Origin of the sequence: Methylotetracoccus oryzae (assembly GCF_006175985.1) — a bacterium.
Taxonomy (GTDB): Bacteria; Pseudomonadota; Gammaproteobacteria; order Methylococcales; family Methylococcaceae; genus Methylotetracoccus; species Methylotetracoccus oryzae.
Map to the genome: position 1 here is coordinate 1 of NZ_SRSH01000033.1, position 14,646 is coordinate 14,646.

General features: G+C 62.0%; 8 protein-coding genes. 1 reads left to right on the forward strand and 7 read right to left on the reverse strand.

The genetic code is table 11. The features are described 5' to 3' along the window. Positions 1-1,005 precede the first annotated feature (1,005 nt). From BWR02_RS20495 to BWR02_RS20520, 6 genes are all read right to left on the reverse strand, one after another. Complete coding sequence (locus BWR02_RS20495) at positions 1,006-1,788, reverse strand: type 1 glutamine amidotransferase (RefSeq protein ID WP_139559775.1); 783 nt, start codon at positions 1,786-1,788, stop codon at positions 1,006-1,008. 8 nt (positions 1,789-1,796) lie between these two features. Next, positions 1,797-6,941, reverse strand: a complete 5,145-nt coding sequence (treY, locus tag BWR02_RS20500) for a malto-oligosyltrehalose synthase (RefSeq protein ID WP_162560268.1) — start codon at positions 6,939-6,941, stop codon at positions 1,797-1,799. After that, positions 6,938-8,788: a malto-oligosyltrehalose trehalohydrolase gene (treZ, locus tag BWR02_RS20505; RefSeq protein WP_236102472.1), complete on the reverse strand. Its 1,851-nt coding sequence runs from the start codon at positions 8,786-8,788 to the stop codon at positions 6,938-6,940. Before treZ ends, treY begins: the two co-directional genes overlap by 4 nt. Before the next feature lie 48 nt (positions 8,789-8,836). Continuing rightward, a complete protein-coding gene (locus BWR02_RS20510) occupies positions 8,837-10,078 on the reverse strand; it encodes a glycosyltransferase (RefSeq protein WP_139559771.1) in 1,242 nt (413 codons plus the stop codon). Then, entirely contained in the window at positions 10,071-10,751 is a 681-nt protein-coding gene (locus tag BWR02_RS20515; RefSeq protein WP_236102474.1) for a DUF5752 family protein, read from the reverse strand. The genes BWR02_RS20510 and BWR02_RS20515 overlap by 8 nt, the downstream gene beginning before the upstream one ends. A gap of 309 nt (positions 10,752-11,060) precedes the next feature. After that, positions 11,061-11,489: a carboxypeptidase regulatory-like domain-containing protein gene (locus BWR02_RS20520; RefSeq protein WP_139559772.1), complete on the reverse strand. Its 429-nt coding sequence runs from the start codon at positions 11,487-11,489 to the stop codon at positions 11,061-11,063. Positions 11,490-12,026: 537 nt separating this feature from the next. Between BWR02_RS20520 and glgX the strand changes: the two genes are divergently transcribed. Next, positions 12,027-14,159 carry a glycogen debranching protein GlgX gene (gene glgX, locus BWR02_RS20525; RefSeq protein WP_139559773.1) on the forward strand — a complete coding sequence of 711 codons (2,133 nt, stop codon included), beginning with the start codon at positions 12,027-12,029 and terminating at the stop codon, positions 14,157-14,159. An 82-nt stretch (positions 14,160-14,241) separates the two neighbouring features. On the opposite strand, the gene BWR02_RS20530 is transcribed toward glgX, so the two are convergent. Beyond that, positions 14,242-14,478, reverse strand: a complete 237-nt coding sequence (locus BWR02_RS20530; protein ID WP_139559774.1) for a hypothetical protein — start codon at positions 14,476-14,478, stop codon at positions 14,242-14,244. Positions 14,479-14,646 lie beyond the last annotated feature (168 nt).

Here is a 14,646-nt window from a genome sequence, read left to right on the forward strand (position 1 = left end):
ATGCTGTCGTCGGCCATCGTCGTCTCCACGTTCAGGTTGTCTTTCGCACTTTCAACCTTACCGGAGTTCGCGATGGCCTCCCATCTCTGACCCTCGATTTACACCACGTCGCTGGACTCTACCTGGGTGACAATTTAATGCCCTTTGAAATTGACCGCATTGTGAGGGAGTGGCGCATTGATTTATCTCCGCCGGACTCAGCCACTGAATGACTCCTCTCGGCAATGCCGTTGCGTTGCCGGTCTTCGGGATTATCCGGTAACGGAATGGGTGTGTACCAAACTGTGACAACACAGAGAAATCGCAGGGCATTTTGGGGTACACAGAGACACACAGTACGTTGCGCGGCGGCTGTATGTCATTGAACAAAAAGGCTATGGGTGAAGCCCCGTAGCCTTCACACGGCAGGGGTCGTAGGTTCGAACCCTACACCGCCCACCATCTTCAAAAGCCTTGCCTCGGTTTTGCCCCGTTTAGGCGGCTTGGTACACGCGGCGCAGGACTGGAGACGGACGATTCGACACGCTCGTCAGTAAGTCCACGAAATGGAACAAGCGTCCCACCGTAGCGCGTGGATACTGGTGTCTTCTCGCCATTTTTCACGGCGCGAGGAAATGGCCCGAGCGTTTTGACGACGAGCCGCAAGGTTAGCCAGGGACATACCGGATGGTGCAGGGCGAGGCCAAGCCCAATGCCGTTGTCGAATGTCCTTGCTTCCCGGAGGCCATTCGGGTTCGCATCGTCGTGCCACTCTGGCCCCGATTGAGTAACGGACCAACGAGCCTCACTGCACGGGATCACCCGGCGTGGGTTGGCGCCATTCGCGCCCACTAGTACGCCCAAAACAGCTGTTCGCGTCGCTGGCGCACAGATATTACGTAAGGGGGGTGAGCGACATGCTCGAGTGTAAGCTCGTATTGCGGGGCTTGTAGCCATGGGCGTCCTGTGTCGGACCATGCCAATGGGCCTTTGTGTGCGCTGCACGGAGTGGGCATAGGGCGCATTTCAGTGGCCGAGCAACACGCGTTCGACGAACCTGTGGACTAGCCGGTTCGACTCCGGCGTCTCTGCAGCCGCGTTCAGAACACGCTCCAGGTGGGCATCGTCCTGGGTGTATTGCGCCTTGTAGATCGTCAGGCGTTCCACCAGACGGGCGCGACTGACCTCCGGGTGGAACTGGAACGCCCAGAACGGCCCTTCCCCAACGCGAAACGCATGAAGGCATCGGTCGGAGTAGGCCAGTGGCAGACAGCCCGCCGGGACGCGAGTCGCGCGCTCGCGGTGCACCGATACCGCCAGAAAACCGTCCGGCACATCGCAAAACAGGGGGTCGCCACCCGCGTGCCTGGTAAGACGGATCGGGATCGTGCCCATCTCGAAGTCTCGGTCGTCGCGAATGATGCGCCCGCCCAGCGCCAGCACGGCGAGTTGGAACCCGAAGCAGCAGGCAAACACGGGCAATCCGCCCATGGCCCAGCGGCGCGTCAGCTCGATGCAGGACCTGATGAACGGATAGCGTTCCGGCTCGAGCACGCTGGCCTCGCTGGCACCGCCAACGAACAGCGCGTCGTAGCCGTCTGCCACGTCGGGTGGGAAGTCGGGCTGGTCGAACGCGTTCAGCACGTCGATCTGGCTGGCTTCGAGGCCGCTGTAGTCACAGAAGCTCGCGTACTCCTCCGCGCGTACCCTGCGGTCATCGCGAATCTGCAGCAACAGGATACGCAGGTCGGCGCGAGTGCTGCACCGCAGGCCAGCACGCGGCAACGGAAAGCGGCAGGCATAACTCATCGGCAACGTCAGCCCTCCTGAATCCAAAGCGCCACCGGAAATGCCGCGAAAATTTTTGCCGCCGGAACGCGCCCGGCTATCCGGATGCCGAAGCGCCGGCCCGTGAATACGTCCCGGAAGACGCCGAGCGCGGACCGCGGCCAGGGAATGAAGGTATCCGACCAGATCTCCGGATCGTTCAAGGTGCCGCCGCGCCCGAGCAGGCTGCGGGTCCAGCGCGGTACCGCAACCCAGATCATCCGCTGCTGGTACGTGCGGCTGAAGGCGCACACGTGGTGACTCCGCTGGCCTTCCACGAATACTGGCTGATAGTCGGCGTGCTTGAATAGCTCCGGGTCGCTCAGACGGAGTCGAAGCGCGCGGCGCGTAACGTACAGTTTGATGCGTCCGTCTTCCATGAGGTCCTGCATCTGCGTCAGTCGAGGGCCGAGAGCATCCGGTGAAAGGGTATCCCAGGACCGCTGCTCGTCGAGCAGTTGCTGTCGCAGCGCGTAATCCACGCTGCGGCGATTGTCCGGATCGACCAGGCTGAAGTCCCACAGCTCCTGCCCCTGATAGATATCGGGCACGCCCGGTACGGTAAGTTTCAGCAGTAACTGGCTCAGGCTATTGAACAGCCCGGGACGGACAAGGCCGGCGACGAACGACTCGAAATCCCGGCGGAAAGCGTCGGCTTCCGCACCGCACAGCAGTGACCCGAGGAAACCCAGGGTCGCCTCCTCATAGTCGTCATTCGGGTTCAACCAGCTGGTAAAACGCTTGGCCTCCCGCATGGCCTTCAGGAGATATGCGTCGACGCGGCCCCGATAGTCCTGGAGCTTATCGACCTGCACACCCCCTAGCGGCCAGGTACCGACCAGGGTCTGGTAGATCAGATACTCGTCACTGGGATGCGGTGCGGGATCCTGCGCGATGAGACGATGCAGCGGCCGATTCAATTCGCGCCAGCCGTTAACCCGATCCCGCCATTCATCACCAAGCTCCGACAGCACATTCAGCCGCGCACGGACGTCCTCGGAGCGCTTGGTGTCATGAGTCGAGGTTGCCAGCAGGCTGTGGGGCCAATGTTCCGCTCGCGACTGGTTGGCGCGATGGAAGTCCGCGACCGTGCACCCGAAGCGCCGGGGATCTCCGCCCACCTCGTTCAGTGAGACGAACCTATGGTATCGGTAGAACGCGGTGTCTTCGACGCCCTTGGCCATCACCGGACCGGTCAGTTGCTGGAAGCTCATCGCAAACGCAACGGTGGCTGTCTGATAGGCCTCGGGCTTGCCCTCGGCTTGCCGCGTCAGCAGTACGTCCCGGATGAAATCGAACACGGAGATATCGTCGGCGCGACTGCATCGCTTCGCTCCGGCGACGGCACGCTCGATGGCCGCGATGTCAGATGCGGCAATATCCCGATCCCTGACATAGCTGCGGTACACCGGAAAGCAGCTGATGATCTCCCGCAGGGCGTCCCGCAAGCTATTCAGCGTGAAGTCACGCGTAGTGCGGTCGGCCTCCGCGATGCGGCTCAGCTGGTTGGCCAATACGGTCAACTCGCTGGATAGTGCGACCCGAAGGATCATGCGCTTCGATCGATAGACCAATTGATCGAAATTGGTCTCGCCGTCCGCGAACACCGCCCACAGATCGGAGAAGGCGGCTTCCCCACCGGGGCAGATGAACAGCTCGTTGAGCTGACGCAGGAAGTCGTAGCCCGTCGTGCCGTGCACTGGCCACGTCGCGGGCAGCGGTTCGTCGCACGCCAGTATCTTCTCGGCGACCACGAAGAACCTTGGGATAGAAGCCTCGGCACCTTCAGCCCCTTGCCCCGCGGCCTCGGGCGCACCCGCCAACTCCGCGATACGGTGTTGCAGCGTCTCAAGATAGCCCTGCGGGTCATAAAGACCGTCGGGGTGATCGATGCGCAGTCCCGAAACCTTGCCGCCGGCGATCAGGTTCAGAACGAAACGATGGGTCGCGTCGAAGACCGCCCCGTGTTCCGTGCACAGACCCGCGAGATCATTGATGTCGAAAAATCGCCGGTAGTTGATGTCGTCGGCCGCGACACGCCAGTAGGCGAGTCGATAGGCCTGCCTTTCCAACAGCTCGTGCATCAGTTCGAAACTGGCGGGAACGCCCGGGATACCGTTGAAAAGCTCGAGGTCGCGCCCAATGAACTGGGCGATGTCTGGGCTGGCCCGACATAACGCGGCCAGATGGCCCTTGTGCACTTCCTTGTCGCGATGCCGCTCTTCGCGTGCTCCCGGCGACAGCTCCGAACGCGCCGGCAAATGCCCGAAAGCAGTGATCAGGCTCTGCAGTTCGATCAGCGGGCGGTGCTCCACACCGACGGCAGCCTCCAGTTGGTCGAGGCGGTAACCCAGAATCACCGGATATTCGCGGGGATCGACCGGAAAGCGATGCTCGCCATACAGGAAGTCGAAGTGCCCTGTTTCGCCATCGAAGGTCAACTGAATCTCACCGGCTTCCAGGGCGATGCCGTAGGGTAAACCCAAGGCCGGCAACAGCACCTTGCCCCTAAGATTCTCGCTGATCGGCGACCATTCGATGTCGAAGAAATTCGCGAAATCGGACGCCGGACCATTTTCCAGCACATCCATCCACCACCGGTTGTCACTCCCCATGACCCCCATATGGTTCGGCACCAGATCGATGATCTGCCCGATACCGAAACGATCGAGTTCGGACAGGAAGTGCTCGAACTCCTCGGGACTCCCGATCTCCGGATTGACTGCGCCATGATCCACGATGTCGTAGCCGTGGCGACTCCCGGGACGGGCTTTCAGATATGGCGAGGCATAACAATGGCTGATGCCGATCTCACTGAGATAGGGCAACAGTTCGGCCGCCTGCCGAAACGTGAAGTCACGATTGAACTGGAGGCGATAGGTAGCCTCGGGAATGCTGTACCGGACTCGCGGCGACGCGGACGCCTGCGGCTGGTGTGATACGCGGGCCGATCTGTCCAGCTCGCTGAACACCGTCGCCAGCGCGTCGAACTGGGCCTCCTTCCGCCAGTCGTCCAGATCCAGGCGCAACTTGCGTCGCCAGTTGGGGTAATCGGGTGGGGCCCCGGGCAGAAATGCCCGCTCGCGTTGACTGAACAGGTCTTCGGGATTGACGAGGAGCGCGGCGGCGGGGAATTCCGCCAACAGCCTGTAGACGGCGCGCACCAGGGCCTGCGTCATATCCGGTGCCGAGATCGGGTCGAGGGTGATCTCCGGTGGCAGCAGCCGTCTTTCGTCGAGGCGGGCCAGCAGCCGGGCCCGCTGCAGCGCGCGTGCGCTGATCTCTTGTACGCGGGCGGCATCGTCGTGAAAAAGCCCGAGCGATCCAAGCTCATCCAGATCGGTCCCCAGCCAGAATCCGCACAGCGGTGGCTCACCCGGCGATGCAGTGACGATCACCCGAGCGGCCGAGCAATCCGGTTCCCCGTCCCGGTCAGCGCAGCGCAACTCGCCGAGCAGCGATCCGACGGTTAGCAGTCCGCGGTCCTGCAACTCGGCAACAGGCGCCAGACACTCGAGGCCGTCGCCGACACCGATCAGGCACTGGTTACGGTGGCTTTCGAGAGCGATGATGCCGAGCAGTTCCAGCGTGGGCTGCGTCACGTATGTTCCCCCGGGGAAGTCGGCGGCGCAGGGCCTGCAATACTGTCGGAACAGATCGCCGGCCGGCTGAAGCAACAGGGCGCCGCAGTGCCGCATGGCGTTCCGCAGCGCCGTGATCAAGGGAACGTAGGCCTGCTCCCGAAGGACCGCAGGTTTAGCGGGAGCGGCTTCCCCAACCGCTTGCTCCGCGCCCTTTAGATCGCGAGGGAAACCCAAGCGCAGGCGGGGGGCGTACAAAGACGGTGAGGCCCAGGCCTCGGCACCGCATGCGGCGGGACGGAGCGAGAAGTCCAGCGACAAACCGACGCCCAATCCCTGCTGCAGACAGCGGCGACCCACCGCTTCGAGTTGCAGGTCGGCTTGCCAGTACAGGTAAGCGAAAAACTCCACCCGCTCCCTGTTCGCTTCGGCAAAGGCCTTCACTTCGGACGAATCGGCCCGGCGATACGCATCGGGCCAAGCGGCCGGCGCCGGGCCTGCTTCGCCGCCCCGAGCCCAGTGCTCGGACAAGGCATCGAATACGCACTGTCGCTCGAGTTCCACACCCGCGTTGTCCTGAAAAGTACGAAACGCTTCAGATCGGTCCATCCCGCGCCGGTCACGGCTTTTCCGAAAGTGAGCGAACAAGGCCTCCAGCACCTCCAGCTTCGTTTGCGTGACGCTGCGGTAGTCGACCAGATCGGCACCGCGCAACGCGCGGAGCCGAGCCTGAAACTCCGGAGCGAAGACCGCCGTGCGCGCGGCCTCGCAGTCGGCGAATTCGGGCACAGCCTCGACGTCCACGTAGAGGATGTTCGTCAACAGACGACTGGACGGCTGGAATGGATCGCAGCGCTCGGGGTCGCCCGGCCACAGTGCATGCAAGGGCGTAACGGAAACCAGGTCGGCGCCCTTTTCGGCGGCGAAGTCAACCAGACTCGACAGATCGGTGAAGTCCCCCACGCCCCAGTTTCTGACGGATCTCACGCCATACAGGGGGACACTCACGCCCCAGATCCGTCTTGCGTCCTGCAAAGCGGCCGGACGATAGGCCTTCTCCGGCACAACGATCAGGGACTGCGTGGCTCTCGGCTCTCCGCCCTGTAGCGCAACGCAGACGCGATGGTAGCCGCACGGCGGCAGGTGCGGCAGGTCCAGTTTCATGCGGAGATAGTCCACACCATCGATCGAACGTTGGGCCAAACGTGGCAAGCTGGCTGCGATGCAGCGGCCGCTGAAGCGCTCCCCAGACTCCAGATCGAGAGTCCAGTCCAGCGCTGTGTCTTGCAGGCTAGCCGCGAGGCTGATCGGAATCGTGCAGGCCGGGTCGCTAACAGATTGCACGCGAACGATATCCACCAGCCGCAGCCAGGACCGATTCTCCCAGGTTTCGCAAATCTCCCGCAGTTCGGCATCGCCCTCGGCCGAAAATCCCATTGCCGCGAGTACCGCTCGCTTGATCTCGTCCGCGACCGGCACCGTTTCACCCGGCGAACCTGCAAGCTCCGTCGCGACGCCGGCCAGGGCACACAGCCGGTCCAGATCGCTGCTCATGGTCCGCCCCCGCGCTCGCCGTCGGACAGAAACCACGCGGTGGACCATGCCGGCAAGATGCCCCGCGCTAGGGCTCCGGCGACGTCATCGTCGCTGGCGGCAATGAGCTTGCCTGTGGGCCGCCGAACGCCGGTCAGGTCTTTTGCCCCGAGATGACTGCACAGGGTCACGCGTTCGCGATCCCCGACCTTCCAGACAACGATCAGCCCCGCCTCACCAAGCGTTTGATAATGGGCGCGTCCCGGAACAAGCTCACTCACGCGAGGGACGATGAAGGTCCGGCGGAGCTCCAGCAGACGGCGGTACACCATCAGCCATGCCGCCGATTCGGGCTGACACAGCGCAGTCCAGTCCAGCTTTGACGCAGCAAAGGTGGCGGGATCGCAGGGATCGGGAATCAGGCGACGGGCCGCGGGGTCGGAAAACCGGGGAACAGACCGGAATTCGCTCCGCCGCCCCGCCGTCACCGCAGCGGCGAACTCTGGCCCGAAATCGCAAAAAAAGCGAAACGGCCGGGTACAGGCGAACTCCTCCCCCATGAACAGCAGCGGCGGCGACGGCGCCAGCAATGACAAGGTCAGAGCCGCGCGCAGGGGACGTGGGTCGATCAGTGCGCTTAGCCGCTCGCCGAACGCCCGGTTGCCGATCTGGTCATGGTTCTGCAGGAAGCCGATAAAGGCCGTGGGCGGCAGATGCCGGCTCGGTTCGCCCCGTTTGCGTCCGCCACGGTAAGCTGATGCTTCGCCCTGATAGCTGAAGCCCTCGGCCAGGGCTCGCCCCAGATGAGTGGCAGGGGCATCCGCGTAGTCTGCGTAGTAGCGCTCGGTTTCGCTTGTCAGCAGACAGTGCAACGCATGATGGACGTCGTCGTTCCATTGGGCCGTGTACCAGCGCGGCGCACCATTCATATTGCGCTCCAGATAGCGCGCCGCATTGTCATCGTTTTCGAGAATGAGGTGGATCGGGCGGGTGCGTCCGGGCCCCTCTCGTACGCGTTCAGCGAGTTCCACGAGGATATCGGGTACGGACCTATCGGCGATGGTGTGTACGGCATCGAGCCGCAAGCCGTCTAAGTGATACTCCTCCAGCCAAAACAGGGCGTTGTGGATAAAAAACTCACGAACCGGACGGCTTGCCGCTCCATCGAAATTGATCGCACTCCCCCACGGTGTCACGCGCGTCGCGTCGAAGAACGGCTTGGCATAGACGTACAGGTAGTTTCCTTCCGGTCCGAAATGGTTGTAGACAACGTCCAGGAATACGCTGAGACCTTTGCCGTGAGCTGCCTGGACGAGTCGCTTCAAATCGTCGGGCGACCCGTAGCGGCTGTCGGGCGCAAATGCCAGCACGCCGTCGTAGCCCCAGTTCGCCCGGCCCGGGAAATCGGCCACCGGCATCAGACTGATCGCCGAAACGCCCAGCATGGCCAGGTGGTCGAGCTTCAGCATCGCAGCGCCGAAGGTGCCCTCAGGCGTGAAGGCGCCAACATGCAACTCGTAGATGACCGCTTCTTCCCACGGTCGTCCGGACCACTGCTCGTCTTCCCAACGGAAGCTGCGCGGATCGACCACCAGGCTGGGGCCGTGGACGTCATCGGGGTTGTAACGGCTGGCCGGATCCGGCACCTCCAGACCGTTCTCCAGACGGAACCGATAGCGACTCCCCGCACGAGCGTTCCGACTGACGAGTTCGAACCAGCCGTCGCGTAACGCATGCATGCGTTCGGCGGCGTCGGGTCGATCCCCGATACACAGTTCGACGCGCCGCGCATTCGGCGCCCAAAGCCGGAAACGCACCCCGGTCGCCATCACCTCGGCGCCAAACGGCATGGCATGACTCCGCATCATGGCCGCTCCTCCGCAATGTCCGGAGCGTAAGCCACTACCGTTGTCACATCAGGAGAGCTCGATCCGATCTTCCGCGCCATGTGTCAAGCCCAAGATCAGCGTCAAGTAGTCGCGCAAGTGGCGGGTGATCAGGAAGTTGTCGCGGACGAAATCGCGTGCCTTCTGACCCATCTCCGAACGTTTAGCCCGATCTCGCAGCAGATACCGCATACGCAGCGCTGCTCCCTCCGGCGTACTGACCAGAAATCCGGTGTGGTAGTCGACCACTTGCAGCCGGATACCCCCGGTATCGCCTCCGATGACCGGCTTCCCCTTCCACATGGCCTCGGTGACGGTCAGGCCGAACCCCTCACGCAACGATTTCTGCACGACGACGTCAGCGGCCCGCTGCAAGGCATTGATCGTGCGATGGGCGTCGGGGGGCAGATGCAGGACATGCAGATCGGGATCGCCTTCGGCCAGCTGCCGAACCTCGGCGAGCACCACTTCGCCGTCAGGATCATCGGTGGCGCTGCCGCCGGCCAGCACGAGTTGCAACGCGGGAACGAAAGTCTTCGCCAGGCGGTAGCCGTGGATCACACCTACGGGGTCCTTGAAGCGATCGAAGCGGGAGACCTGCAGTACGATCGGGCGATCCCGGTCGATCGCGAAGCGCTCCAGCGCGGCCACGATCTCATGATCGGGGAGGTCGACATTTTTCTGCGCCAGCGGATCAATGCTCGGCGGGATGATGTATTGGACGTGCGGCAATGGTTGGGCAAACGACGGCAACGAGAAGATGCTGGCATCGTAGAGGCTGATGAAATCGCGCAAGTAGCGCCATACCGGGCGATACGGGCGATGGATGTCGATATGACAGCGCCAGATCCATCTGCCTTTCCGATCGGGGAACAGTTTGAGCAGAGGAGCCGGCTGCGGATCATGAATGAAGACGACGTCTGCGTCCCGGAGTATGGGGCCGAGCTGCTCGGCGTTGACGGCATTCGTATCCTCGAAAACGCGCAAGAGGCCGGGGTCCACGGACACCGCGACCCCTTGCAGGGCGTCGTGGAAACTCTTGGTACAGCGATAGAACTCCGGGGTGCCGGAAATGACTTCCCAGCGGGTGTCGATGCCCAGCTCCCGTGTCAACGGAACCAGTTTTTCGAGAATCTCGGCTACGCCTCCGCCGAGACGCGTCGAATTGACATGCACGACCCTGAGCCCACTCAGCGAATCAGCCACCTGATAAAGCTGTTCGATCACATCGCGTCCGACGACCTGTGCATACGTATCCAGAAGACTACTCACAGGTCACCTCGCAGAGGCACTCTTGGAAGCGATCAGCGAGTTCGTTGCGGAGTTCCGAAAGCGACGTGAAATAAGGTTCGACGGATCCCAGGAGCTCTGTCATCACCGCGTACGCCTCGCCGAAGGACGCCAGCCAACTGCTGAAATCGTCCTTGCGACTGTCGTTACGCCCGCGAGCATCGATGAAGTGGTAGAACAAACTGCCCAGGGAAAGCTGACTGATCCGGCTTGCCAGGTCCTCGGGCAGGATCAGTTGCTGGCCCGTCTGAAAAACGACGATCTGTGATCGAATGAACTCGAATTGCTGATCCGGCTGCGCCCAGGCCAGTACTTCTCGCTCGTCCAGGCGTTCCTCGATGACCTCGATGACTTCCTGACGCAGATCGCCCAGGCTTCCGAAGGCGGTGGGATCGACGACGCTCAGGCGCTCCGCGAGCGTCTTGTCATGTATGGAGCGGTTCGCCCAGGTGGCGAAGTCGTTGTTGTACTCGCGAGCTTCGAAGCGTGGATGCAGCAAGCCACCCCAGAAGTGGTAGTAGACGCATCCCAGGTGGATGCTGACCAGCTGTTCGCGCAACTCCTTGAGATTCTGTGCCCGCTTGCCGGTAGCAATCGTCAGCAACGCGCAGTCCTTGACGACGAATGGGACCGGTCCGGCTTGTGCCATCACCATCCAAGCGCTCCTGATATCCGGACTAAGACGATGACTGCGCTCGATCGCACAGTGCTCCGGTACTCGGCCCGCCAGCGTTAGTCGCCTCTCCTCGCGGGAGGCTATGAGCTACGGAGTCGTTTCTGACCTCTTGCTTCGGGCAGAGCCCCGAGTCGTTCCCCCTCCATCCTCCAGATCTTCAGGACGTGCCGACGAAGGCGCCGCCCTTCGCGGGTGACCGCCCTGGTCTTGGCGATGCGAACGTGCCATGGAAGAACAGTCATCGGTGCGTCCGGACGCTGCACTCCGACTTTCCTGCAGAGCGCTCGATCAGCGGTCAGTCGTTTCGCCGGGAAATGCAAAGACCAGGTCTGCTCCACCCCGTCCGGAACCCAGCGCGACTTTGTGAGTGATCTCGCGTCCTCCCCGTTCGGCCGCGACGACGTAGCTGCCCGGCTTCAGGCGCAGGAACATGTGGGGCCCGTCAGTTCCGGCGTCGAGCACAGTCCTGCCTGCGGCATCGTCGATCCGGACTTGCACATTCGCCACATAGGCACCGGACCCTCGAACGGCGAACAGCAAATGCAGGTTGTATTCGCTGCGGACGCTACGAAGATAGCTTTGCTCTTCCTTGCCGACACCGCCGGTGATGAAGGTCACGGCGCCCTGCGTCTGTTCCTTGAGGACGGCATGCCCCGCCACTGCGATGCCGCTCAAACACAGCAGGAACCACATGATCGACGACAATAGCGGTTTCATGCTTTTGCTCCGATAGGCCTGCGGTCTCGGCATCGCGGCTCTGTTTCCGCCAGCAGCGGAGCAGGAATAGGGGGGGCTGCTCTGCCACTGCGGGCCCAATGACCAGCGCGAATCGCCTTTGACCTCGGCAATCAATGCTGAAATGCCCCGTCAACAGGCTCGATGGCTGATCGGCAGCCAATACCTGGAGCCGGAACGCCTCGCCGATCTTGCGAAGGGCGATAGGCAGCGTAGCAAACGGTGGATTTTCGGCACATCCGTACGCTTACCGAGCCGTAGCGCGGATTTCCGGCTTCCGATTCCGGACCCACACCAAGCGGCCCCCAACAAACCGGTCAACCCCCGGAGTGCTGCCGTCGGCCGCGAAACGCAGTGCGGAACAAAGATCAACGGAGTTGCTGCTGGCTGCCTCCGGGAGGGGTATACGCGGGGTGACGGCGCGATTAGTCTATGGGGCCTGGGGCGCTCGTCGGTGGGTTGAGGCAGCCGGCGATTCCCCGCTTCGGCTCTCCGACAAGCGAGTGCGCTCCCAAGCACATGACCGAGACCGCGCCCACTGTCTGGCAAGGCCGCCCATACCCACTCGGTGCCACCTGGAATGGGGAAGGCGTCAATTTCGCGTTATTCACAGAACACGCGGAAAAAGTGGAGTTGTGTCTGTTCGACGCCAAGGGTCGGCGCGAAGTCCAGCGAATTCCGCTGCAGGCGCAAACCGGTTATGTGTGGCACTGTTATTTGCCCGAGGCGCGTCCCGGGACGCTCTACGGCTACCGCGTGACCGGTCCCTACCAGCCGCTTCAGGGGCACCGCTTCAACCCCCATAAGCTGTTGATCGACCCCTATGCCAAGGCGATCGTCGGGAGCGTGCGGTGGAGTGATGTCCATTTTGGCTACAAGGTGGGTCACAAGAACGAAGACCTCGCCTTCGATCGCCGGGACAGCGCGTCGAGAATGCCGAAGTGCCAGGTCATAGACCCTGCATTCAGCTGGGGTGACGACCGGCCGCCGCGCATTCCGTGGCACGAAACCATCATCTACGAGTTGCACGTGGGCGGATTCACCGCCCGGCACCCCGACGTGCCGCCTGCACTCAGGGGGACCTACGCAGCCCTGGCGACAGCACCGGTGCTGGCGCATCTGAAGAAGTTGGGCGTCACCACGGTTGAACTGATGCCAGTGCATACCTTCGTCGACGATTGCCATCTGGTCGACAAAGGTCTGCGCAACTTTTGGGGTTACAACTCCATCGGTTTCCTGGCACCCGATGCGCGTTATGCGGCGGGCGAGCCGGTGCGCGAGTTCAAGACATTGGTCAAGACTCTGCACTCGGCCGGCATCGAAATCATCCTGGATGTCGTCTACAACCACACTGCCGAAGGCAGCCACCTGGGCCCGACACTTTCCTTCCGCGGCATCGACAACAAGGCGTACTACCGCCTGGCATCCGATAATCCTCGCTACTACACGGACTATACAGGCTGTGGAAACACGCTGAACATGACGCAGCCCTGTGTACTGCAGCTGATCATGGACAGTTTGCGATATTGGGTACTGGAGATGCACGTCGACGGCTTTCGCTTCGACCTCGCCTCGGCGCTCGCGCGCGAGTTGCACGAGGTGGATCGTCTCGGCGCCTTCTTCGACATAATCCACCAGGATCCGGTGTTGTCACAGGTCAAGCTGATCGCCGAGCCCTGGGACCTCGGCGAAGGCGGCTATCAGGTGGGCAAGTTCCCGGTCGGTTGGGCTGAATGGAACGATCGCTTCCGTGATGTGGTGCGCGCTTACTGGAAAGGCGAAGGCGGCCTCATCGACGATCTGGCCTTCCGTCTGACCGGTTCAAGCGACCTCTATGGACACAATGGTCGTAAACCGTACTCCAGCATCAATTTCGTCACGGCGCACGACGGATTTACGCTGCATGACCTGGTCAGCTACAACCAAAAGCACAACGAAGCCAATCTCGAGGACAATCGCGATGGCAACGACAACAACTGCAGCTGGAACTGCGGTGCCGAAGGGCCGACCGATGGCGCGGAGATCAGCCGCTTGCGGGCCCGCCAGAAGCGCAACTTTATCGCGACCTTGCTGTTGTCCCAGGGTGTGCCCATGTTGCTCGCCGGAGATGAATTGGGGCGAACCCAACAGGGCAACAACAATGCGTACTGTCAGGCCAACGAAATCAGTTGGGTCGCTTGGGAACTCAGCGCTGACAATCAAGCGCTCCTCGAGTTCGTCCAGCGCCTCATCCACTTCCGCAAACAGCATCCCGTATTCCGCCGCCAACACTACTTTCACGGGCGTCCAATCCGCGGTGTCGGCATCAAGGACATCATCTGGCTCAACCCTCTCGGCGACGAGATGAGTGACGCCGAATGGAATCAGTCATTCGCCCGCTGCCTGGGCGTCTACCTGTTTGGCGAGGTGCTCGATGAGCGTGACCCGCGCAATCAGCCGATTACTGATCAGAATTATGTGCTGATGTTCAATGCGGACGACCGTGCAATTCCGTTCGTTCTCCCAGCCTATCAGCCGGATGCGCGCTGGGCGGTCGTGTGCGACACGGCGCGGCTGGACCTGGAGTCACCCGAGCCGGAATACCTGCCCGGCGCAGCTTTCCCATTGGAGTCGCGCTCATTGGCCCTATTGGTACAGGTGCACCTTCCGTGACAAGATCCAAGTTCACGCCCGATCCCCTGACTTTCCTGGGGAACAGGCTATTGTCTGGGCTCAAATCGTGATGGCAAGTCTTCTACTGGGTCTGCGGCGTGAGCTCTTCTGACAGTTCGTCCCTGCTGGCGGCTTCACGCTCGGTTTTTCGAACGCCAGTCGGCTTCTCGGAGCCGAGCTTGAGTTGGTGATACTCATCATCGCGGTGGCTTGTGAGCTTTTCGGCGCGCTGATCGACCCGGTCTTCCAACAAGGGACCCTGATCTGAGCCGGATTCTCTGCCGGGGCATTCATTGGCGTCAGTTTTGATCAAGCTCATCCGCCGAGCCCCTAGGGTATTGGTCCGGGTTCGTCGTTGGCGGGCTGCTAGGGAGCCTCTGAACAAATGCGGCTGGTAAGCTATCGCCAACAGAGCACGTGAACGCGGTGACCGGATGAAACAGACGACCTTCGCCTCGCTGGCCTATGACCAGAAGAAGAAGCAGAC